At 35.4% G+C, this 23,175-nt stretch carries 20 protein-coding genes and 1 other annotated feature; of the genes, 3 read left to right on the forward strand and 17 right to left on the reverse strand.

The genetic code is table 11. The features are described 5' to 3' along the window. Nucleotides 1-6 precede the first annotated feature (6 nt). The 15 genes from AB3U99_RS16220 to AB3U99_RS16290 form a co-directional block, all read right to left on the reverse strand. On the reverse strand, nt 7-657 hold the full coding sequence (locus AB3U99_RS16220) for a tetratricopeptide repeat protein (protein WP_400242592.1): 651 nt from the start codon (nt 655-657) through the stop codon (nt 7-9). Nucleotides 658-817: 160 nt separating this feature from the next. Beyond that, nucleotides 818-1,933 (reverse strand): tRNA 2-thiouridine(34) synthase MnmA, encoded by a 1,116-nt coding sequence (gene mnmA, locus AB3U99_RS16225; protein WP_400242593.1) that lies wholly within the window; start codon nt 1,931-1,933, stop codon nt 818-820. Between the two features lie 47 nt (nt 1,934-1,980). Next, complete coding sequence (locus tag AB3U99_RS16230) at nt 1,981-3,123, reverse strand: cysteine desulfurase family protein (protein ID WP_400242594.1); 1,143 nt, start codon at nt 3,121-3,123, stop codon at nt 1,981-1,983. A 128-nt stretch (nt 3,124-3,251) separates the two neighbouring features. Next, the gene (cymR, locus tag AB3U99_RS16235) at nt 3,252-3,671 is read right to left on the reverse strand and encodes a cysteine metabolism transcriptional regulator CymR (RefSeq protein ID WP_312093375.1); all 420 of its coding nucleotides are present in this window, start codon (nt 3,669-3,671) and stop codon (nt 3,252-3,254) included. Continuing rightward, nucleotides 3,671-4,354: a YitT family protein gene (locus AB3U99_RS16240; RefSeq protein ID WP_400242595.1), complete on the reverse strand. Its 684-nt coding sequence runs from the start codon at nt 4,352-4,354 to the stop codon at nt 3,671-3,673. Before AB3U99_RS16240 ends, cymR begins: the two co-directional genes overlap by 1 nt. Before the next feature lie 295 nt (nt 4,355-4,649). Further along, a complete protein-coding gene (locus AB3U99_RS16245) occupies nt 4,650-5,792 on the reverse strand; it encodes a M20 peptidase aminoacylase family protein (protein WP_400242596.1) in 1,143 nt (380 codons plus the stop codon). Nucleotides 5,793-5,880: 88 nt separating this feature from the next. After that, entirely contained in the window at nt 5,881-6,669 is a 789-nt protein-coding gene (locus tag AB3U99_RS16250) for a hypothetical protein (RefSeq protein ID WP_400242597.1), read from the reverse strand. Between the two features lie 20 nt (nt 6,670-6,689). Next, nucleotides 6,690-7,811 (reverse strand): o-succinylbenzoate synthase, encoded by a 1,122-nt coding sequence (gene menC / locus AB3U99_RS16255; protein WP_400242598.1) that lies wholly within the window; start codon nt 7,809-7,811, stop codon nt 6,690-6,692. Nucleotides 7,812-7,979: 168 nt separating this feature from the next. Next, nucleotides 7,980-9,263 carry a replication-associated recombination protein A gene (locus AB3U99_RS16260; protein ID WP_400242599.1) on the reverse strand — a complete coding sequence of 428 codons (1,284 nt, stop codon included), beginning with the start codon at nt 9,261-9,263 and terminating at the stop codon, nt 7,980-7,982. 241 nt (nt 9,264-9,504) lie between these two features. Then, the gene (locus AB3U99_RS16265) at nt 9,505-10,458 is read right to left on the reverse strand and encodes an ABC transporter permease (RefSeq protein WP_400242600.1); all 954 of its coding nucleotides are present in this window, start codon (nt 10,456-10,458) and stop codon (nt 9,505-9,507) included. 2 nt (nt 10,459-10,460) lie between these two features. Then, entirely contained in the window at nt 10,461-11,372 is a 912-nt protein-coding gene (locus tag AB3U99_RS16270) for an ABC transporter ATP-binding protein (RefSeq protein ID WP_400248102.1), read from the reverse strand. A 386-nt stretch (nt 11,373-11,758) separates the two neighbouring features. After that, nucleotides 11,759-12,526 carry a tRNA threonylcarbamoyladenosine dehydratase gene (locus tag AB3U99_RS16275; RefSeq protein WP_312093389.1) on the reverse strand — a complete coding sequence of 256 codons (768 nt, stop codon included), beginning with the start codon at nt 12,524-12,526 and terminating at the stop codon, nt 11,759-11,761. A 374-nt stretch (nt 12,527-12,900) separates the two neighbouring features. Beyond that, nucleotides 12,901-14,670 carry an aspartate--tRNA ligase gene (gene aspS / locus AB3U99_RS16280; protein ID WP_400242601.1) on the reverse strand — a complete coding sequence of 590 codons (1,770 nt, stop codon included), beginning with the start codon at nt 14,668-14,670 and terminating at the stop codon, nt 12,901-12,903. Between the two features lie 162 nt (nt 14,671-14,832). Continuing rightward, a complete protein-coding gene (hisS, locus tag AB3U99_RS16285; RefSeq protein ID WP_400242602.1) occupies nt 14,833-16,107 on the reverse strand; it encodes a histidine--tRNA ligase in 1,275 nt (424 codons plus the stop codon). A 101-nt stretch (nt 16,108-16,208) separates the two neighbouring features. Next, nucleotides 16,209-16,443 (reverse strand) — a binding site (T-box leader). Between the two features lie 83 nt (nt 16,444-16,526). Then, on the reverse strand, nt 16,527-16,703 hold the full coding sequence (locus AB3U99_RS16290) for a hypothetical protein (RefSeq protein ID WP_400242603.1): 177 nt from the start codon (nt 16,701-16,703) through the stop codon (nt 16,527-16,529). Nucleotides 16,704-16,907: 204 nt separating this feature from the next. Here AB3U99_RS16290 and AB3U99_RS16295 point away from each other — a divergent pair, with 204 nt between their 5' ends. After that, on the forward strand, nt 16,908-18,446 hold the full coding sequence (locus AB3U99_RS16295) for an N-acetylmuramoyl-L-alanine amidase (RefSeq protein ID WP_400242604.1): 1,539 nt from the start codon (nt 16,908-16,910) through the stop codon (nt 18,444-18,446). A 114-nt stretch (nt 18,447-18,560) separates the two neighbouring features. Here AB3U99_RS16295 and dtd read toward each other — a convergent pair whose 3' ends face one another. Beyond that, nucleotides 18,561-19,001, reverse strand: a complete 441-nt coding sequence (gene dtd, locus AB3U99_RS16300; protein WP_400242605.1) for a D-aminoacyl-tRNA deacylase — start codon at nt 18,999-19,001, stop codon at nt 18,561-18,563. A 12-nt stretch (nt 19,002-19,013) separates the two neighbouring features. Continuing rightward, complete coding sequence (locus AB3U99_RS16305) at nt 19,014-21,209, reverse strand: RelA/SpoT family protein (RefSeq protein ID WP_400242606.1); 2,196 nt, start codon at nt 21,207-21,209, stop codon at nt 19,014-19,016. Between the two features lie 218 nt (nt 21,210-21,427). Between AB3U99_RS16305 and AB3U99_RS16310 the strand changes: the two genes are divergently transcribed. Together AB3U99_RS16310 and AB3U99_RS16315 are read left to right on the forward strand one after the other, a co-directional pair. Further along, nucleotides 21,428-22,432: a transposase gene (locus tag AB3U99_RS16310; RefSeq protein WP_400242607.1), complete on the forward strand. Its 1,005-nt coding sequence runs from the start codon at nt 21,428-21,430 to the stop codon at nt 22,430-22,432. Continuing rightward, nucleotides 22,362-23,012 carry a hypothetical protein gene (locus tag AB3U99_RS16315; RefSeq protein ID WP_400242608.1) on the forward strand — a complete coding sequence of 217 codons (651 nt, stop codon included), beginning with the start codon at nt 22,362-22,364 and terminating at the stop codon, nt 23,010-23,012. The genes AB3U99_RS16310 and AB3U99_RS16315 overlap by 71 nt, the downstream gene beginning before the upstream one ends. Nucleotides 23,013-23,175 lie beyond the last annotated feature (163 nt).

Below are 23,175 nucleotides of genomic sequence, written 5' to 3' on the forward strand. Positions count from 1 at the left end.
AAAAAATTAGTTTCCTTCGATTATTTGCTTCCCATAGCCAGCAAGAAGATGATCTGGCTGGATTTCTAGAGCCTTATCAAACATTTCCTTAGCTTTCTCCGACTCTTCTTTAAAACCATATGCAACCCCTAAATTATAGTACGCATCAGCGTGAGTCGCATCTAATGAAATGCAGGATTGAAATTGTGTAATTGCCTCATCGATATATTCACTTTGTGCTAAACAAAGACCTAATTGGAAATAAGCCTCTGCATCTTGATTATTTAATTCAACTGCTCTTTGAAAATAAGGTATCGCAAGCTTCCCCTTCTCTAAGCCAACATATGTTAATCCTAACATAAAGAAATTATCACTTGTTTCTAATCCCTTTGCTAGTGCTTGTTCAAACATTGTTTTAGCGGATTCTAAAGCCTCTTTCTCATAATAAACAGCTCCTGCACTATAATAAGCCGCGGCAGTATTTTCATCTATTTCTATTGCCTTTTGATAAAATGATAATGCTCTTGTGTCATCTCCTAAAGCAGATAGGACATTTCCAAAATTCACGTAGGAAACAGCATTTTTTGGATTTTTCTCAATTTCATCCATAAAAAACTTTGCTGCTTCCTCCCATTTTCCTCCTTGCATATATTGTATTCCTAATTGACTATTATCCATCTTAAACACTCCATTTCTTATTGGTAGTATAGCATATTTTCAAATAGAATTCGGTTAAACAACAGACAAAAGAAACTAGCAAATCCTCCTAAAGCAGGGGATATTGCTAGCTTCCTTTAAAAAAACTGCCGACTAACTTATTAGTTAGCCGACACTATCATTAACCAACATATGTTAATCTTTCATTATCTCGGAACACCTTATCAATCGTTCCACCGCCTAAGCATTCTTCTCCTTGATAGAATACGACTGCTTGTCCTGGAGTTACAGCACGAATCGGTTCATGGAAAATAACTTTCACTGAATTTCCATCCATAACCTCAACAGTAACTTTATTGTCAGGCTGACGGTAACGGAATTTAGCTGTACATTCAAAAGATGTACCAATTCTGTCCTTCGATACCCAACTAATATTCGTTGCAATAATGCTGTCAGAATAAAGTAATTCATGATGGAATCCTTGTCCTACATATAAGACATTCCGTTGTAAATCCTTGCCGATTACAAACCAAGGATCTCCACTTCCACCAATACCTAAACCATGTCTTTGCCCAATTGTATAATACATAAGTCCATCATGGCGGCCCACTATTTCTCCATCCATTGTTTCCATCTTCCCTTTTTGAGCAGGAAGATATCCGCTTAAGAATTCTTTGAAATTACGTTCACCAATAAAACATATTCCTGTACTATCTTTTTTCGTAGCAGTTGCAAGATTTGCTTTAGATGCAAGTTCGCGAACCTTTGATTTTTCCATTCCACCAATAGGAAACATTACTTTGCTTAATTGTTCTTCTGTTAATTGATTTAAAAAGTAAGTTTGGTCTTTATTATCATCTTTCCCTCTAAGCATGCGCACTTGTCCATCTTCGCTAACAACTTGTGCGTAATGTCCTGTTGCTAAATAATCTGCACCAAGACTCATCGCATGCTCTAAGAAAGCTTTAAACTTAATTTCTTTATTACACATAACATCAGGATTAGGCGTTCTACCTGCTTTATACTCCTCTAGGAAATAAGTAAAAACTTTATCCCAGTATTGTTTTTCAAAGTTTACTGCATAATAAGGAATCCCTAGTTGATTGCAGACACGGATAACATCTTCATAATCTTCTGTAGCTGTGCAGACACCAAATTCATCTGTATCATCCCAGTTTTTCATGAAAATTCCAATTACATCATATCCTTGTTCTTTTAAAAGAAGTGCTGCAACAGACGAGTCAACTCCACCGGACATCCCTACTACAACGCGTGTATCTTTCGGTGCTTTTTCCATTTCTATTTCCCCTTTAGCCCTTCCCTTTTCATGGAAGGGAAGGTTATTTATTTTGTCAGTCGGTTAATGATTTTAACTAACTCATGACCGACCTTTTCTATTTGTTGTTCTGTATTATTTAAACCAAAGCTAAATCGAATCGAATTTTTCGTTCTTTCCGATTCTTTACCAAACATACTCACTAAAACATGGGATGGTTCAATTGATCCAGCGGTACATGCAGAACCACTTGAAGCAGCAATACCAGCTAAGTCTAGATTAACTAACATCGCTTCTACATTTGTACCAGGAAAGCTTAAGTTTAAAACATGTGGCAGGGTATTATCAACTAATCCGTTTTGCTCAAATGAAATATTATTTTCATTTAAGATTCCAATCAGCATTTCCTTATACTTTTTATATTGCTCTCTCTTCTGTACTCTATCCTGCTCAGCGATTTCTACCGCCAATTGAAATCCAGCTACAGAAGGTACATTTTCTGTCCCAGCTCTTCTTTTTTTCTCTTGCTCTCCACCAAATAATCGGGGATTAAGCTTTATACCATTTCTTACATATAAAAACCCTATTCCTTTAGGTCCGTTAATCTTATGAGAAGATACAGATAAAAGATCAATATTCTGTTCGTTCACATCAATGTCTTCTAAACCATAGGCTTGTACAGCATCTGTATGAAATACAGCAGGGTGATCTTTTAACATTAAACCGATTTCCTTAATTGGCTGAATGGAGCCTACTTCATTATTGCCATACATAATGGTAACGAGAATGGTATCTTCTCTTAATGCCGTTTTAATTTCCTTTAAATCAATTACTCCATTTTCGTTTACAGGAAGATAAGTAATCTCATAGCCTTTTTTCTCTAATTCCTGGCAGGCATGCAATACAGCATGATGCTCGATTTCTGTCGTAATAATATGTTTTCCTGTAGTTTCTTTGCTCTCAGCAATTCCAAAGATTGCGTAATTATCAGCCTCTGTACCACCACTTGTAAAAATAATTTCATTTTCAAGTGCACCAATGCTAGAAGCAATTACTGCTCTTGCATTATCTAAGATATTTCGCGCCTGTCTTCCATAGGAGTGAATACTAGAGGGATTTCCAAATTGGTCTTTCATGATTTCGTACATTCTGTCAATTACTTTTGGATGCATGGGAGAAGTCGCCGCATGATCCACATAAATATGTTCCAAGTTATTCACCTACATTTAATTAGTTATCTTTTTAAATGGCTATTTTCACTTACTTTGGTGTTTTTAATGGTTAAATGTAAAAAACGGTCCGTTCCATTTCGCTTCAGACACTATCGATTTAAAATATTTTATATATAAAACATATAACCGTCTGTACTGCCGTCTTCTTTATGATTGGCGAGGTCTTCTATTGTTGTGGAATCGAGAACATCCTTTACCGCATCTCTGATTTTCATCCATAATGCTTTTTTTGCTGGTTCCTCATCTTCAATTCCTTCTACTGGGCTAATAGGACCTTCTAATATGCGGATAATATCTCCAGCTGTTATCTTATTTGGATCATCGCCTAACACATAGCCGCCATATGCTCCGCGAATACTGCGTACGTAGCCAGCGTTTCGCAATGGTGCAACTAATTGCTCCAAGTAATGTTCCGAAAGATTATTTGTTTGTGCAATGGACTTTAAGGAAATCGGTCCTTCTCCATGCTTCTTTGCTAATTCCATCATAATGGTTAATCCATATCTTCCTTTAGTCGATATCTTCATTATTTTGCCTCCCGCTCCATTTTCTGTTGTTGAACGTTTTTTCCTGTTCTCACGTTTCGATTCAATATATATGCCGTCCATTTCGTACACTGTGGGATACTCCACCCTGCAATTCTCCCTATTAAGATAGCATAAATAATGGTTCCCCATGAAACTGGCCCACCTAGGATCCATCCTATTAATAAAACAATAGCTTCCATAAATAATCTAGTTTTCGCAATGCTTCCACCAAATTTTTCAGACAAGACAATCATTAAACTATCTCTTGGTCCTGCCCCAAATTTTGCAGAGATATAGATTCCCATTCCATATCCCATTATGATTAATCCTATTAAAAACATCATCCATCTGTTAATCAATGCAGAAGGAGTAATCATTATAGGAAGAAGCAAAAAGAAATCAATAAATATTCCTACTAGCACCATATTTAATAGTGCTCCAAACGGCGGAAGGTTTTTGGAAAAAATTGCCGCAATTAATAATATAAAAAATCCAACTATAATTGCCCAGCTACCAATAGTTAAACCAAATTGAATATGCAATCCAATATTTAAAATATCCCAAGGGGCTGATCCTAAATTTGCTGTAATCACTAAAACAATACCTAATGACATAATCAAAAGCCCTAAAATAAAAATGACTAGTCTTTCAACTGGTTTATCTTGGCTTAGTAAGGATTTCATTTGCCGCCCCTTTAATTTTCCTACACTATGTGTTTTTATCTGTATAATTGCCATTAAGCATTATAGCATATTTACTTATGAATTGTTGAGAGGAAAACCTAGTTTCCATTCTATATCCAGTATAATTATTTTATATCCTATCTATTCAATAGGATATCACATTTTTTGGTTCACATAATAATAGTAGATTTGTTGTATCTATTTTACCTAGATTAATTTGTTTGTTTTGCTAGTATATAATCTACTCATGAAAAAGAAGGATTTCTTCTTTGGCCAAAGAAGAATTCCCTTCTGGTTATTGATTCTCTTCCATTAATCTAAACGCTGACAATGTCATGATTTTAATCCCATGCAGTAAGCTATTTAATTGAAAATGCATGTCAGGATGATGGAGACCAGGCTTGAGATCAGTTCCTAAGCCAATCATTGTGGTTTGAAGATGGCCATTTGCTTTAGCGTAATAATGAAAATCCTCGCCACCAGGTGTCACCGGTGGTTTAACTAGCCCTTCCTCACCAAGTATATCTTTAATGCTCCTAGCTACTATTCCCTCCATCCATTTATTAGGATTTGCAGCAGGCATTTCTGATAATAATTCTAATTCTACTTTTGCGCCATTCGCTTCTGCCGCTAATCTCACTTGCCTTTCTAGTTTAGCAATAAGCTCCTCCATTGCCTCATTTGTTTGTGCACGAACATCTAGCCCAAACTCCGCATAATCAGGTATAATATTAAAATTCTTCCCTCCAGCTTGAGCAAATGTTAATTTTGCCGATGCCGGAATAACTGGGTTTAATGGGATAGAACGAATAGCTAAATTAATTGCCGTTAGGCTATCAATCACATTTATTCCCAAATGAGGTCTAGCCGCATGTGCCTGCATTCCATAAATTTTCCCTTTAAGGCTTGCTGCTGCCCCATGATAAATAGCAGGAGAGCATTCGCCAAATCTCATTTCTTGAATTGGTCGCACATGTAATCCTAATAAATAATCTACATCTTCTAAAAGTCCTTTATTAATAAAAGAAATCGCGCCCCCACCAGTCTCTTCTGCTGGCTGAAAAAGACATTTAATGCTCCCCTTTGGTTCCACGCCTAATGCCTTTAAACATTTTATTGTAAAAATTAAAATAGTCGTATGTGCATCATGGCCACAGGAATGATTTGCTTTCCATTCCCCGTTCACTTGCTGCCATAATGCATCCATATCTGCACGAAGACCTATAACAGGTCCGTTACCATCTCCAATAGAACCTACTATCCCTGTTTGATCATCAAATAGTTCATAGGGAATAGATAGCTTCTCTAATTCTCCCTTTATAAATTTAGTGGTTTCAATTTCTTCCCAGCTTATTTCAGCATTTTCATGAAGATATTGATACATTCCCAGTATATTCTCTCTTTGTTGGTCCACCCAATGATCTATTTCTTCCCGCATTTTCACCCTCCTATTGTTATTTATCTTCAAATTTATTTTCCAACTAATCGATTCATTAGTAATAATGATTTTTCGTTAAGCACTACAGTTAAACAGAGCTAACAATATAATAGTTCACTAACTTATTTGTCGTTTGAAAAGATATCACCATATACCCCTTTTCAAACAGAAGCTTAAATGCATCTCTTAGTATGAAACGCCACTTTTCTGCTATCACAAAGTCTCTTTCTTTTATCATATGTATATCTTTTGGAACAGGAATCTTGTAGTAATCAACTTGATTAGAAATTGTTTCGAACGAGAGTGGAATAGGCAAATTTTCAACCATCTTCCAAGAAACAAAAGTTTGAATTTGCTCCTCTGCTGGAATATAATCAACAGAACTTTTTTTAAGATCCCATTCTAATAAAAACCTGTCAGAAGGCAAGCCTCCATTTAATTCATCATTCATTATTCCGTAATGATTGGGATAGTAGGTTTTCACTATCCCACCAAGTTTTGCAATATTAAGATGGGCATTCCTTGATTCTAAAGGATCAAAAGTCCATATGATTTTTTTGTAACCCTGCTTTAATGCTAGTTCTTTTTGCTTCATTTTCATCTTATAGCCTAATCCACCATTCCTATTTTGTTGCTTCACTGCCATCATATGAGATACTAGATATGCTTCATTTTGAACAAATCCAGGAAACCCATAACAAAAGCCAACTAATTCTTCCTCAGAAAACACTCCAATGATGATTCCGCCGTTATGAAGAGATGCAATTAAAAATGGATAAGGAATTGTATTCTTCTTATTCCAAATTACATCTTGAAATTCTACGACCTTTTGTATGTCTTTTTTATCAGTGACTTCTCTTATCATATAGGGATGCAACTTAAGTCCCCCTCAATATCTCATATGGTTTTATTTTCATAAACTTTCGTAGTCAACAAGTATTTATTAATGACTTCATTATTTAACGCAAAACCAATACCATCACCTGTCGGAACATCAATCTCCCCTGGTTTAGACAATGTAACCTCTGGAAGAATAATATCCTCTTTCCAATATCGGTTAGATGCAGATGTATCTCCAGCTATAGTGAAGGAAGGAAGAGTTGTAATGGCAATATTGTGAGCTCTACCGATTCCACCTTCCAGCATCCCGCCACACCATACTGGAATGCCATGCTTTTCACATAAATCATGAATTTTCTTGGCTTCAGTAAGTCCCCCAACACGGCCAATTTTAATGTTAATGATTCTACAGCTTCCTAATTCAATGGCTTTACGCGCATCCTCCACAGAATGAATGCTTTCATCTAAACATATAGGTGTTGTTAGCTCACCCTGTAATATCGAATGATCAATAATATCATCATATGCTAACGGTTGTTCGATCATCATTAATTTGAGGGAATCCATTTCTTTCATTCGCTCAATATCTGCTAACGTGTATGCAGAGTTAGCATCAGCCATTAAAGGAATATCGTAGCCAAAGGTTTCCCTTATTTTAGTTAATGGTTCCAGGTCATATCCAGGTTTAATTTTTACTTTGATCTTTTTGTAGCCTTCTGATAAGAATCGATCCACTTTTGATAGAAGCTTGTCTGTCGTTTCTTCGATTCCTATACTTACTCCTACATCAATGGAAGAGCTTACTCCACCAATCGCCTTTGAAAGGGAAATGCCCTGTTTCTTACTAAATAAATCCCACATAGCTCCTTCTAATGCTGCTTTCGCCATATTATTTCTTCTAATAGGTGCAAATCTTTTGGTAACATCATCTGGATGGTTAATTTCTTCCTTTAACAATAAAGGAATCAGAAATGCATCTAGCATATAGGAAACAGTTCCAGTTGTTTCTTCACTATAGGTTGGATCTGGTAAAGCAACAGACTCACCATACCCAATGTGCTCTCCACTATAAATTTTAATAATGAGAAAGTCCTTCTCTAAAAGCTTCCCAAAGCTTGTCTCAAAGGGACTCACCAATGGCATTTTTACATGTTGAACTTCTATCTTATCTATTTGCACCTTTTCACGTCCTTTTCCTTTACCTGTCTTTCTTCTATTTTAATAGTTATTTGAATTTTGTGTACATTTTTTCATTCGATTTTCGAAATTTTTTATTTCTAAACTTTTTTGCTAGTGAAAAAAAATAGCATGTTAAAATTACAGACACGTCAAAAAGGATAGAAAATCTTATCTATCCTTCTTAAAACCAGCTAATTTTTCATAAATTGCCCCTAGCTTCTTCTCTTCTCCAGCTTCCGTTGGATGATAATACTGTGTTCCTTTTAGCTTTTCTGGCAAATATTCTTGATCGACCCAACCACCAAATGTTCCAATTGGATGGTCATGTGGATAAATATAGCCAACATGTCCTAGCTTTTTGCTGCCTTCATAATGTCCATCTCTTAAATGCATTGGAATATCTCCAACTCTGCCACTGCGGACATCTGCTATCGCTGCATCTAATGCCTTATAAGCAGCATTCGATTTAGAGGACAAGCACATTTCCACAACCGCTACAGATAAAGGAATCCTTGCTTCTGGGAGACCAAGTCTTTCACTCGCCGTGACTGCAGCCAATACATTATTCCCGACAGACGTTTTCGCAAGGCCGATATCTTCATAGGCAATAACGAGTAATCTTCTATTTACTGCCACTAAATCTCCAGTTTCCAACAAATGGGCAAGATAATAAAGCGCTGCATCTACATCGCTTCCCCTAATACTTTTTTGCAGACTTGAAAGGAGGTTATAGAAATGAGAACCTTTTTTATCGCCAAAAACGCCAACCTTTTCAATCATTTGTTCAATCGTTTCATCTTTGATAATGAAAGTTCCGTCTTCTTTATCTGATGAATAGACAATTGACTCTAAAAGGGTTAATGATTTTCTTGCATCCCCATTTGTTCCCGCTGCAATTCTCGCAATCTGCTCATTCGTAATTTGAATAGAAAGATTTCCAAGCCCTTTTTCCTCTTTTAAGGATCGATGCAATAATTCTTCAATATCGTCATCTGTTAATCTTTTTAACTGCTTAATTTGTCCACATCTGCTTCTAATCGCAGGATTTACATCATGATAGGGATTTTCTGTTGTTGCACCAATTAATACAATATCTCCTCTTTCCACATGGGGAAGCAAATAATCCTGTTGCGCCTTATTGAAGCGATGGATTTCATCTAAAAAGAGAATGACTTTTCCAGTCAATCTTGCTTCATCTACAACTGCTTCCACATCCTTCTTCCCAGAAGTCGTCGCATTTAATGCAATAAACGGAAGCTTTGTTGTTCCAGCAATGGCAAAAGCAATCGAGGTTTTGCCAATTCCAGGTTCACCATATAGAAGCATTGATGGTACATGTCCATTTTTAATCATTTTATATAAACTTGTTGTTTTCCCAATTATATCTTTTTGACCAACTACTTCGTCCAAATTTGTTGGACGCATTCGGAATGCAAGTGGTTCCCCGTTCATTTATACACCTTCTTGTTTAACTTCTTCCGTTTATTATACCGTAAAAGAAGTAAGGAAGAAAAAGAGTTGCTGTTTTTTATAATACTTGATTAGGAGTCTGTTTATAATAAAAGGCAGTTTTCTATAAGGTTGTTGCTTTTTCAATAGGAAAATAAATTATTTAGGAATACAGAGCAGCAAACTTTACGAAAACAGCCTAATAAAAAGAGTATGAAAGTCAAAAGGACCTTTATTCAAAAAATTAGGCTGCGACATCTCTCTTCTTAAAAACCCAAAATGCTAAACCATTGAACACGATAAAATATACGAAGAGCATGATAATAGAAAAAGACAATGTCATGCCACTCACCAATGGAGTTCCATCAAAATACTGCGTTAAATCTGTATTAGCAAATAATAAATATTTAGCCCAACCAAACCAATTGGCTAATAATACGGTTACAGTACTCCCCATAAACATTAAGAAAATTGAAATACCGATTGCGAGAGAACTATTACGAAAGACTGTCGATATCATAAACGCCATTGTAGTAAGCATAAGTAAGCTAATCGAATTTAATCCATAAAAACTAATTAAATGAAGAAACATGCTTTGTTCCTTCACTATCCCATTAGAATAAAGTAAATATGGATACGCATCTTCTGAAAGACCAAACAAAATAGCTCCTAGGATATAAGAAGAGGCAAATACTACAAGAATAGATATGAAACCGAACAGCAATACAGTTAAGTATTTGGACAATAGGATTTTCGTTCTGCTCAATGGACGGATAAGCAAAAGCTTTACTGTGCCCCAATTAAATTCATTTGCGACTATTCCAGCAGCTATTATAATCGTAAATAAACCGGCGATACTAATTAACTGGATACAATCAGAAACAAAATCCCATGCAGAATATTCTACATTTGTACTGAAATCATGCTTCATTCGATACTCATTTATCGACATTTCTTTTGTATAATATTTTCTCGTTTCTGCTGGAAGATGCTCATCCTCAAGCATTTCTTTATAGCGTTTATTTTCTAATTCAAGTCCATGCTTCCAGTTTTCATTATCTGGAACAGAAAATCCGCTAGATTGATATTTATTAAAAGCGCCAAGTAAAAGTACTGCAATTATTAAAATTCCAATCATCACTAGGGTTGCTGGACGTTTCCATATTTTCATCCATTCATTTCTTATTTGCTGAATCATTTTCATCCCTCCCTTTGATTAGTTACTTCTAAGAATCGGTCTTCTAGTGTCTTTGAAACCTCTTTTATTCCCAAAATGCTTATATCTTGTAAAACAAGTGTTTTAATAATTTCTGGGATTTGCTCCTTCGTTCCCGTGATAAGTATCCCCTGATTCCCTTGTACTATCTGCAGTTCTGGCAGTACTAAATTCAAATGATTGATCGCTTTATCAATAGGGTGTAGCTCTATTTCAAATACATGTTCCGTGGCAACAAAATCCTTTACCAATTGCACATCGACCAATTGCCCATCTTGAATAATGCCAATTCGGTCACACATCATTTCCATCTCAGAAAGTAAGTGACTGGAGACAATAATCGCCATATTTCTCTCTGTAGCCAGCATCCTTAAATGATCTCTAATTTCTCTTATTCCAGCCGGGTCTAGTCCATTGGTAGGCTCATCAAGAATCAAAACTTTCGGATCATGTAAAAGACTTTGAGCAAGACCTAATCGTTGTCTCATCCCAAGTGAGTATGTGCGTACTTTATCATGGATTCTATCTGTTAAACCTACTAATTCAACAGTCTCCATTATCTTCTCTTTAGTTATCCCCTTCATCATTCGTGCATAATGCAAGAGATTCTCATATCCACTTAAAAACTTATACATTTCTGGATTCTCAACAATTGCACCTACATGCTTTATTGCTTTCTCAAATTGATCACGGATACTCTCGTTACAAATATAAATATCTCCATCACTCATATTGATTAATCCAACAATCATTCGTATCGTTGTCGTTTTACCCGCACCATTTGGACCAAGAAAACCAAATACTTCTCCCGCTTCTACTTGGAAGCTTAAAGAATCAATTATTTTTCTACCCTTTATTACTTTAGAAACATTTTTTAATTCTACAATGGAAGACAATATTTCTACCAACCTTTCGCTATGTATATTTTTCTTCATCCTCTTTATTTATCTATATCTTTTATTCCCGTAGGTTCATCTAGATAGATTGGCAATTTCTCTTCTAAATAATAGTGAGTTTGCTAAAACTTATTGCTCAATCCTATGCTAATTTAGCATTATGTAAAAGGAAGCTAACCATTTTTTCGTTATAAACGAATTCTAAAAACAACTCATTATATCAGTTTACTATTTGTATAGCACGGATACAATAGGCTATACAAATGGCTAAATGGCTAGATGCAATTTTCCCTATTAAACAAAATAGGATGACCTCCATTGACTAGAAGATCATCCTATTTTTTAAATACTGAATTTTTATGGATAGTGTTTTTTAGAATTAGAGCTTATTTTTCATCCTTAACACGTGTAATTTTTATATCTTTTAAAAGCTCCTTAACAACATGACTTGCCATGATCAAGCCTGCTACTGAAGGTACAAATGCATTAGAAGAAGGTGGCATCTTTGCCTTACGAATCGGTGCATTATCTTTACCTACCACTTTACGAACATCTTCGCGAATGACAATCGGACTTTCATCTGAGAATACGACATTAATCCCTTTTCTAATCCCTTCTTTGCGAAGTCTTGTACGAATAACCTTCGCAATTGGATCTGTATGTGTTTTACTGATGTCTGCAATTTGGAAACGAGTTGGGTCCATTTTATTTGCAGCACCCATACTTGAAATGATTGGGATATTTCTTTGTAAACATTCTTTCATTAAATGTATTTTATAAGAGATTGTATCGGAAGCATCCATTACAAAATCCAAGCCATATGCAAAAATTTCTTCATACGTTTCTTCTGTATAAAACATTTTCAGCGCTATTACTTCACAATCTGGATTAATATCTGCAATGCGCTCTTTCATGATTTCTACTTTAGGACGGCCAACAGTGGATAAAAGTGCAATTACCTGTCTATTTACATTCGTAATATCCACGTCGTCTTTATCAATTAAGATTAATCTACCTACGCCAGAGCGAGCTAATGCCTCTGCAGCAAAGGAACCAACGCCACCGATTCCTAATACGGCCACAGTGCTGTTCTTCATCGTCTCTAGCCCTTCTTTTCCAATCGCTAATTCATTTCTCGAAAATTGGTGTAACATCCGTTTTCAACTCCATTTAATTTTTCCTAAAAGCTAATTATGTTTACATATTCCCTTTTGGGGAACTTTCATTCAGGGAGAATAAACAATACTAATGAAATATATCATAATTTTTTATCAGCTACCACTCTATTTCCCTGTTTCCAGATAAGAATTAAAAAAAGTAAGAATCTGTTTATTCCTTTAAGGAAAATTCAGTTCTATCATATTTAAAATGGTTGTTACTCCTTCCTATTGTTTCTTATTTTATCTTTCCTTTCCAGTAGTGCATCCGAATTTAATAAATCATAGGGATGGAGACTAAGAAGAAAATACCTAAAAAAATAGCAGTGATAAACTTTACAATCTTAAAGTTTATCACTGCTTCTTATAATTTATTTATCTAATTTTAATGATAAATGTAAGTCTGTTAATTGATTTTCACTCACTTCACTTGGAGCATTTGTTAATAGACAGCTTGCGCTAGCTGTTTTCGGGAATGCAATTGTATCACGTAAATTTGTGCGACCAGACAATAACATAATTAAACGGTCCAATCCGATTGCAATACCTCCATGTGGTGGTGTTCCATATTCAAATGCCTCTAATAAGAAGCCAAATTGAGCATATGCCTCTTCCTTCGTAAATCCTAATAAGCCAAACATTTTTTCTTGGATGTCTTTTTCAAATATACGCAAGGAGCCTCCACCTAGTTCATACCCATTTAACACAATATCATACGCTTGTGCCTTCACTGCCTGAGGATTTGTATCTAGTAATTCTAGATCTGCTCTTTGAGGCATTGTAAATGGATGATGTGCTGCATAAAAACGGCCTTCTTCTTCATCATATTCAAATAATGGCCAATCTGTAACCCAAAGGAAGTTAAATTTGCTTTGATCAATTAAATCTAGCTCTTTCGCTAATTTTAAACGTAACGCGCCTAATGCATCGGCAACAATGTTCTTTTTATCAGCGACGAATAGCAATAGGTCCCCTGCTTCTATTGATAAAGCTTGCTCTAATCCTTTTTGCTCTGTTTCTGAAATAAATTTAGAGATAGGTCCTTTTAAGCCATCTTCCTCCACTTTTAACCAAGCAAGGCCTTTTGCTCCATATACTTTTACAAAATCTGTTAATGCATCAATGTCTTTACGGGAATACTTACTACCAGCATTTTTCACATTAATTGCCTTTACTTGGCCACCTGTTTCGACTGCTGAAGCAAATACCTTAAAGCTTGAGTCTTTAACAATTTCAGAAAGATCTACTAATTCCATTTCGAAACGAGTATCTGGTTTGTCTGATCCGTATCTACTCATCGCTTCATCATATGGCATTCTTGGCATTGGTAAAGTAACATCTATTCCTTTTACTTCTTTCATGATTTTTGCCATCATTGCTTCCATCATGCTCATGATGTCTTCTTGGCTCATGAAGCTTGTTTCGATATCAAGCTGTGTAAATTCCGGTTGTCGATCTGCTCGCAAGTCTTCATCACGGAAGCAACGAGCAATTTGATAATATCTTTCTATTCCACCAACCATTAACAATTGCTTGAAAATTTGGGGAGACTGGGGAAGCGCGTAAAATTCGCCAGGATGCACACGGCTAGGTACTAAATAATCCCTTGCTCCTTCAGGTGTACTTTTCGTTAAAATTGGTGTTTCGATATCTAAAAATCCTTCACTATCAAGATAATCTCTCATGACTTTCGTTACTTGATGACGCATTTTTAATGTTTCAAACATAACTGGTCTTCTAACATCTAAATAGCGATACTTTAAGCGTACATCTTCTGTAATTTCAGACTGATCCGAAATAACAAAAGGAGGAGTTTTTGCCTCGTTTATAATGGTAACTTCATCCGCAATTATTTCAATTTTACCTGTTTTTATATTTTCATTTATAGTGCCCTCTTGACGCGCAACAACTTTTCCTTTTATATCTAGTACAAACTCATTACGTACTTTATCTGCTATTTCAATTGCTTCTTTATTAATCTCAGGATTAAATACTACCTGTACAATCCCTGTACGGTCACGCAAATCGATAAAAATAAGTCCACCTAGATCACGTCTTTTTTGAACCCAACCTTTTAAAACAACACTTTCTCCAATCGATTTTTCTGTTACTTCACCACAAAAATACGTTCTTCCAAACATGAAGTATCCTCCCTATAGTCAACATTCGTTTATATGCAAATTTACCTCTTTAAAGTCCAATCTGATATTTCAAGTAATGAATATGTTTCTTTTTTCCATTTCATCATTATTTATTCTTCTATTAGCCCAAGACAACAACTTTGAGAATAGCTTTAAACTTGATTAAAAAGCTTCAAAATCTTTTAACGCATTCACAAGATCCGTTAATTCAATTTCTTTTTGTACACCAGTTTCTAGCTGTTTTACATTAATTTTATTATTTTGTAGCTCATCTTCGCCTAAAACAGCTACATATTTAGCGTGAAGACGGTCAGCTGCTTTAAATTGTGCTTTTACTTTTCGATCAAGATAATCTCTCTCAGCAGAGAAACCAGCCTGTCTTAGTTCATTTAATAAGCCAACTGAATAATCCTTCGCTTCTTCTCCTAATGAAACTAAGTAGCAATCTACTTTCTTTTCAATAGGTAGTTCTATTTTTTCAGCTTCAAGAGCTGCAAGTAATCTTTCTAAGCTCATTGCAAAGCCTATACCAGGAGCTTCTGGACCACCTAGCTCTTCTGTTAAGCCATTATATCTACCGCCACCACATAACGTAGTAATTGCCCCAAAGCCTTCTGCCTCACTCATTATTTCAAAAGCAGTATGATTGTAATAATCTAAACCTCTTACAAGGTTTGAATCTACCACAAAAGGAATATTTAAAGCTGTTAAGTATTTTTGCACTTTTTCAAAGTATGCTTTTGATTCTTCATTTAAATAATCTAATATCGAAGGAGCGGATTGCATTAATGGATGATTATGATCCTTTTTACAATCTAAGATTCTCATTGGATTTTTCTCTAACCTTGTTTGGCAATCATGACAAAATTCTCCAATGCTCGGTTTAAAGTGGGCTATTAAAGCTTCACGATGGGCTTGTCTACTTTCTTTATCCCCTAAGCTATTCACTACAACCTTTAATTTAGATAACCCCATTGTTTGATAAACAGAATAAGCAAGTGCAATTACTTCCGCATCAATTGCTGGATCTTTACTCCCTATTGCTTCCACGCCAAATTGAACAAATTGACGAAAGCGCCCAGCCTGTGGTCTTTCGTATCGAAACATTTGTCCTAAATAAAACAGCTTAATTGGCTGTGAAGCATATCCATGCATTTTATTTTCTACGAATGAACGAACAACGGCTGCAGTTCCTTCTGGTCTTAATGTTAAGCTTCTTTTTCCTCGATCTTCAAAAGTATACATTTCCTTTGTAACGATATCTGTTGTGTCCCCTACACTTCGCAGAAATAACTCTGTATGTTCAAAAATAGGTGTGCGGATTTCGCTATATTGATATCGTTCACAAAGGTCCTTTATTTTTTGTTCAACATATTGCCATTTTTCTACTGTCCCTGGCAATATATCTTGGGTTCCTCTTGGAATATTAATTTGCATTTTTATGTATCCTCCCTAATATTTAAAAGCGCGACTTTTCCGTGCTTTATCCGTAATAGTTTATACAAAAAAAAATCTCGTCCCTTGCATCCATATTGAATACAAGGGACGAGATTTTTCCCGTGGTACCACCCTAATTGAAGATCTTTAAAAAATCTTCCACTTTGCAGTTAACGCCTGCTCACGTTTCTACCTACTAATGAAGCAATATTTTCAGAAGAAAGCCTCCCTGAGTGTTCTTTCTCTATGTCATCATGTAGAAATGCTTGCAGCCTAATGGACATTTCCTCTCTGTTCATGTGTTTCATAGATACTTTTCTCGATCAATGGCTTTACTAGATTATTTATTATTATCTAATTAATAATAAATAGGAACGATTATATTGTCAATAGGATACGAAAATGATTTCCCTGCTGTTTTATAATTTTCCTAATTGTTTCTTGAGTTTTTTTACTTCTCCTAATGAAAGACCAAATTCAGATGCAAGTTCTACTGCATTTGAATTACCTTCTCTTTTTATGAAATCGTGAAAATCTACGCCTAGTAATTTGGAATCAATTTCACTAACTGATAAACTTTTTTCACCAAATCTCATGCATTTCACCCTTTTTTCTGTTATTTTTTTATAGTATTACCATGAGTAGCTAAAAAATATCATTAAAAAGAAGTTTCTTGTCTAAATTTGATTAGAAAAAATGGGAATCTCTTAAAGGAATCTATATTCTAAATGAAGAATCCTATTTAAGTGCAAATTTATTCTAGTCATCTTTAGCCGATTTAGGGAAGGAGTGCAGCTTGTTTGAAGAATATAAGATGGATGCTATTACTATTGGTCAGCATCTTCTTCATTCCTACACATCAACTTGTATCAGCAGAAAAACAATTAACCGTTCAAGCTAATACGGTGGTAAATGTTAGAGAAAACCCGGGGCTTGATCAAACCGTAATTGGAAAAATGGAGATAGGAAAAGCGTATCCCTTATTAAAAGAAGAAAATGATTGGATTGAAATTCAATATACTTCCACTTCTACTGGATGGGTTGCTGCCTATTTAGTTACAAAAAATGATCAGAACACTGACAATGGAACAATAGAAACCGGACAGTCACCTTCCATTTCAACCAAAGCCAGCATTACAGAAAATGGTCTTCGCTTAAGAAAAGGACCTGGTACGAATTATCAAGTCATTACTACTTTAGGAAAAGGAATTGAGGTTACTGTTCTTTCCACTAATGGAGATTGGGTTCAAATAAAAACGAATTTAGGATCCGGATGGGTTCATAATGATTATCTCCTACTTGAAGATTACCAAATCCAATCAAATACCATAGCGGAAAAGGAAGAGGCTAATCATCAATCAGCGACAGTAATAGAGGATCAAGTTAATCTTCGCAGTGATCCTTCTACAACTGCTGAAATCATTGGTAAAATCAGTATAGGCACTGTGATTACCATTATCGAAGAAGAATCTAATTGGGCAAAAATTCAATACTCTGGTAATATTGGTTGGATCCATAAAAATCTGTTAGAAAGCAGTGATATCGAAAGCAGAAAAGGAGAAAAAACAGATAAAACGATTAAACTCCTTTATGACAGAACAAATATAAGAAGTGATGCCACCGTAAATTCAAAAGTTTTGCTTGTTGCAAATAGCGGTGCAACCTTTCAAGCCGTAGAAGTATTAGATGATTGGTATAAAATCAAGCTTTCAAGCGGTGAATTCGGATATATTGCAGAATGGATTGTAGAAGACATTGCAACAGAAAGCCAGCAAGTTGCTCATGACGGTGATTCCACTGATCTAAAAGGAAAGACTATTGTCTTAGACCCTGGTCATGGTGGGAAGGATAGCGGCACAATAGGAGTAATAGGTACATTAGAAAAGGATTTAAATCTACGTACTGCAAAACTACTTGCTAATAAACTAGAGGCTTCTGGCGCGAACGTAATCCTTACCAGAAAAGACGATATATTTATACCATTGCAAAATAGGGTCGATATTAGCCATTTCTATCATGCAGATGCTTTTATTAGCCTTCATTATGATAGCATCAAAGACAGCTCTATTAATGGTGTCACTAGCTATTACTACACATCTAATCAGAAAAAACTTGCTAGTAGTCTACATAAAAGTATTATTGAAGCAACAAATCGAAAGGACAGAGGTGTTAAAAAAAATGAGTATGTTGTTCTTAAGCAAAATAGACAAGCAGCATCACTATTAGAATTGGGTTATTTAAGTAATCCAGCTGAGGAACAAACTTTGCTTTCTAGTAAATATCAAGAAACGATTTCTACAGCTATCTATCATGGCTTGGAGAATTATTTTCGTTATTAATAAATGTAACTAATTCTTCTTCCAAACAAAAAAGAGACTGGGACATAAGTATTCCAGCCATAAATAAACCCGAACAACCATACGATAGTTCCATATGATTGTTCGGGTTTATAATTATTTACTGTCTAATATCAGTGTTACTGGTCCGTCGTTGACTAAATGTACGTCCATCATGGCACCAAAGACGCCTGTTTCGACGATTATGCCATGGTTACGTAAAAGCATATTGAACTGTTCATATAGTTCCTTTGCCTGATCTGGCTTTGCTGCATTCATAAAGTTTGGTCTTCTACCTTTACGCGTATCTCCATAAAGGGTAAACTGAGAAATCGAAAGAATGGATCCTTTTCTATCCAAAATACTTTCATTCATCTTCTCATTTTCGTCCTCAAATACGCGAAGATGGGCAATTTTATCTGCAAGATATTTAGCATCTTCCAATTCGTCACTTTGAGTAATGCCGACAAGAAGGACAAAGCCTTTCTCTATAGCACCAACTACTTTTCCATCTACTTCTACTTTTGCTTCTTTTGATCTTTGTAAAACGACACGCACATCAAATACTCCTTAGTTCATTATTCTTCGTACAGAATAAACATCTGGAATTTGCTTAATTCTATCTACTACCTTATGAAGATGATTCACATTGAGAATCATAATGCTCATGCTAATCGTAGCAACTTTATTTCGGTCAGATTTGCCAGATACCGCCGAGATATTTGTTTTCGATTCATTTACCGCCTGAAGAACTTCATTTAATAAGCCTCTTCGATCATAGCCGCTTATTTCAATTTCAACATTATATTCTTTTCGATTATTTAAATTCGTTTCCCATTCAACTGGGATTAATCGAGCTTTTGCATCCTCCGTATCAATATTCGTACAATCCGCGCGATGGACAGAAACTCCTCGCCCTTTTGTAATAAATCCAACTATTTCATCACCTGGAACTGGGTTACAACAGCGAGATAAACGGATCAATAAATTATCAATTCCAGTTACTCGAACACCTGAAGCACTCTTTTTATGATTAGGAAATGACTTCAATTCTGCAACAGCATTTGTAATGGTAGATACTTGTTCAGCATCTCTCTTCTTGCGCCATTTTTCTGTTAATCTATTTGCCACTTGGAGTGCAGTTATTCCATTATAACCAACAGCTGCATACATATCCTCTTCTGTCATAAAATTATATTTCTCGATAACAGTCTTTACATTTTCTGGTGTAAGAATTTCTTTGATATCAAATTCCATATTCCGGATTTCTTTTTCAACCATTTCCTTGCCTTTTTCAATATTCTCTTCTCGGCGTTGTTTTTTGAAAAATTGTCTGATTTTATTCTTCGCTTGGGAGGTCTGTGCTATTTTCAGCCAATCTTGACTTGGTCCATAAGAATGTTTACTTGTATGAATTTCAATTATATCGCCTGTTTTCAACCTATAATCGAGGGTGACCATCTTACCGTTTACTTTAGCGCCAATGGTTTTATTCCCTATCTCTGAATGGATACGGTATGCAAAGTCAATTGGTACAGAACCAGAAGGTAACTCAAATACATCTCCTTTTGGCGTAAAGACGAATACCATATCAGAAAATAAATCAATTTTCAAACTTTCCATAAACTCTTCTGCATTGACGATATCATCTTGGAATTCGAGTATTTCTCTAAACCAAGTTAATTTTTCTTCAAGAGAGGAACCTTCATTTACTGATTTCCCTTCTTTATATGCCCAATGCGCAGCAATACCATATTCTGCAATACGATGCATTTCCTGTGTACGAATTTGCACTTCTAAAGGGTCACCTTTTGGGCCAATTACAGTAGTGTGTAAGGACTGATACATATTAGCCTTTGGCATCGCAATATAGTCTTTAAAACGTCCCGGCATCGGCTTCCATCTTGTATGAATAATTCCTAGTATGGCATAACAATCTTTAATACTATTTACTACAATTCGAACTGCTAGTAAGTCGTAAATTTCGTTAAACTGTTTATTCTGTAAAACCATTTTACGATAAATGCTATATATGTGTTTTGGTCTTCCTGAAATATCTGCCTGAATATTTACTTCTTTCGTTCCTTCACGAATTTCCGTAATGACTTCATCTAAGTATTGTTCTCTTTCTGCTCTTTTCTTCTTCATCAAGTTAACAATACGATAATATTGCTGTGGATTCATATAGCGTAATGCTGTATCCTCTAGTTCCCATTTAATTGTAGAGATTCCTAGACGATGTGCAAGTGGGGCAAAAATTTCTAACGTTTCATTTGAGATACGGCGCTGTTTTTCAGCAGGTAAATGCTTCAGTGTTCTCATATTATGAAGTCTATCTGCAAGCTTAATTAAAATGACACGAATATCTTGCGCCATTGCTACGAACATTTTACGATGGTTTTCTGCTTGCTGTTCTTCATGAGATTTATATTTAATTTTCCCGAGCTTCGTTACACCGTCAACGAGCATGGCCACTTCACTGTTAAATGCTTTACTTATATCTTCTAAAGTAATTTCAGTATCTTCAACAACGTCATGGAGAAAACCTGCTGCAACTGTTGCTGGATCCATTTCTAAATCAGCCAAAATACCCGCTACTTGGATTGGATGAATGATATATGGTTCCCCAGATTTTCTATATTGTTCACGATGAGCGTCTCTTGCATATTCATAAGCCTTTTCAATAAAAGCTACGTGCTCCTCGTTTAAATATCCTCTAGTCTTATCGATGACTTGTTCGGCGGTTAATACTTGATCATTCGCCATGTAATCACCTTTCATATCACAATTATATTATTATAATTTATCATATTTTAAACATTCTTTCTATTTCACTATTTTTATGCTAAACACATTAAAAAGAATAAAATTTATTTTAGAATGATTATTACTATTATCGAAAAAAAACTTACGCGGAATAAATAACACCAACCATGTTTATGAGTTATAATAGACTTATAAATTATTTAAGTTGGTGTTTATTTATGCGTACAAAAAATCGGTTAAATCCAGTTGAATCTATTTACTATACTCCTGAGATTACACATTGCCCTAAATGTGAAGGCAAATTAACATACTGTCATCCTGTATGGCGGAAAACCATCTCTACTCTTAAAGGTGAATTTAAAGTAATCAATCTAGGTTACAGATGCGAAAATAACTCCTGTGATAATCATATCGTTTATCGCTCTGCAGAGGCTGAACAACTCAGTATGAAACATATTACATATGGAATGGATGTCATTGCTCATATTGGTCATTTACGCTTTAAAGAACATAAAACACGATTAGAAATTACCGACATACTAACGGAGAAGCAGATTAAAATCTCTGAAAGACAGGTTCAAAAACTCTATGAACGCTACGCGTTACTACTTAGGTCATCTGTCGAAGAGAACACGAAAGAAATTTTAGAGAAAGTCGTAGAAGAAAGTGACGGATTAATCCTTTCTATTGATGGCGTTCAACCTGAAAAAGGAAACGAAACACTTTATGTAATCCGTGAGGTACTAAGTGGAACTGTCCTAGCTGCACACAATCTAAAGAGTAGTGCATCTCAAGAATTGGTTGGGATTATTCAACCCATCATTAATTGGGGTTACCCAATTCAAGGGTTTATTAGTGATGGGCAACAGTCAATCCGTTTAGCGATTGAGAAAGTCGCACCAAACATTCCATATCAGTATTGTCAGTTCCATTACTTTAAGGATATTGCCAAACCATTAGTGGAAAAGGACCGAAAGTTAAAGACAAATATTAAAAAGAAGCTAAGGGGAATTCGAGATATCGAGAGAAAAATAGAAGAATCCCCTTCAGAAAGCTTAGAAGATGAAATCGCAAGTGATTATGTGGCAGCCATTCGCTCCGTATTACTGGAAGATGGTAAGCCCCCGTTTGAATTACCTGGTACTCGAGTCTATGAACGAACAAAATCAATCAAAGACTCGATTGAAAAATGCCTGGATAAAAAAGGGGACTCTTTTACTTGAAAAGCTATTCAGAATAGTCAGTAATGTTGATAACTTTAACTCAGATTATCAACTTGTGAAACGTTGGGACCTGCGTTTTAAACGGATTGCCACTATTATGGAGCCATCTGAAAATAAAACAAGTTCTTGGGTCGAAAATAGACTAAAACAGTATCTAGATCATATTAAAAAAGAGCTTAATCGGGAAGAGGATCATGCGTTTGTGGATAATCTTTTAAGATATAGTAATGGCTTTTGGAAAGGACTTTTTACTATATACGATTTCCCTCTCTTACCTAGGACGAACAATGATTTAGAACTATTCTTTAGACGTACAAAAGTAAGGCATAGGCGAATAACTGGTAGTCGAACTTGGAATCGTTATATTGTTCGTCATGGTGAAAACATTGTTTTTGTTGAAGGTGTTACAGATGAACGAGACGGTTTGAATAAGATAAGGAAAGCTGACTATTCTACCTATAAGAACGAAGCTAATAAGTGGAATAACCGGATACTTGAACACACAAAACAGAGAAGGTTTAAAAAGGACCCAAATGCATATTTACTCAATATTGAGAGCAAATGGAACGAGCACAACTAACCTATTGTGTTAGTTGTGCCGTCTAAGAAAAAAAAGGAAGATTGTAAAGGGATTGGAAGTAAATTTTATGCTGAAACATAGAAAAATGTCGAATGAAGGCGATTCCTATAAAAAATTAGTTAATTTTCTTCCCTTTTTCCATTTTTAATTACGTTCTTTTAAA

Source organism: Niallia tiangongensis (assembly GCF_044704065.1).
Lineage (GTDB): Bacteria > Bacillota > Bacilli > Bacillales > Cytobacillaceae > Niallia > Niallia tiangongensis.

Coding starts and splice junctions, on each gene's coding strand:
- AB3U99_RS16220 (WP_400242592.1), bottom strand. CDS start 657: ATGGATAATAGTCAATTAGGAATACAATATATGCAAGGAGGAAAATGG.
- mnmA (WP_400242593.1), bottom strand. CDS start 1,933: ATGGAAAAAGCACCGAAAGATACACGCGTTGTAGTAGGGATGTCCGGT.
- cymR (WP_312093375.1), bottom strand. CDS start 3,671: ATGAAGATATCGACTAAAGGAAGATATGGATTAACCATTATGATGGAA.
- AB3U99_RS16240 (WP_400242595.1), bottom strand. CDS start 4,354: ATGAAATCCTTACTAAGCCAAGATAAACCAGTTGAAAGACTAGTCATT.
- AB3U99_RS16245 (WP_400242596.1), bottom strand. CDS start 5,792: ATGCGGGAAGAAATAGATCATTGGGTGGACCAACAAAGAGAGAATATA.
- AB3U99_RS16260 (WP_400242599.1), bottom strand. CDS start 9,263: ATGAACGGGGAACCACTTGCATTCCGAATGCGTCCAACAAATTTGGAC.
- AB3U99_RS16265 (WP_400242600.1), bottom strand. CDS start 10,458: ATGATTCAGCAAATAAGAAATGAATGGATGAAAATATGGAAACGTCCA.
- AB3U99_RS16275 (WP_312093389.1), bottom strand. CDS start 12,526: ATGTTACACCAATTTTCGAGAAATGAATTAGCGATTGGAAAAGAAGGG.
- aspS (WP_400242601.1), bottom strand. CDS start 14,670: ATGTTTGGAAGAACGTATTTTTGTGGTGAAGTAACAGAAAAATCGATT.
- hisS (WP_400242602.1), bottom strand. CDS start 16,107: ATGCAAATTAATATTCCAAGAGGAACCCAAGATATATTGCCAGGGACA.
- AB3U99_RS16290 (WP_400242603.1), bottom strand. CDS start 16,703: ATGAGATTTGGTGAAAAAAGTTTATCAGTTAGTGAAATTGATTCCAAA.
- AB3U99_RS16305 (WP_400242606.1), bottom strand. CDS start 21,209: ATGGCGAATGATCAAGTATTAACCGCCGAACAAGTCATCGATAAGACT.
- AB3U99_RS16310 (WP_400242607.1), top strand. CDS start 21,428: ATGCGTACAAAAAATCGGTTAAATCCAGTTGAATCTATTTACTATACT.
- AB3U99_RS16315 (WP_400242608.1), top strand. CDS start 22,362: ATGAACGAACAAAATCAATCAAAGACTCGATTGAAAAATGCCTGGATA.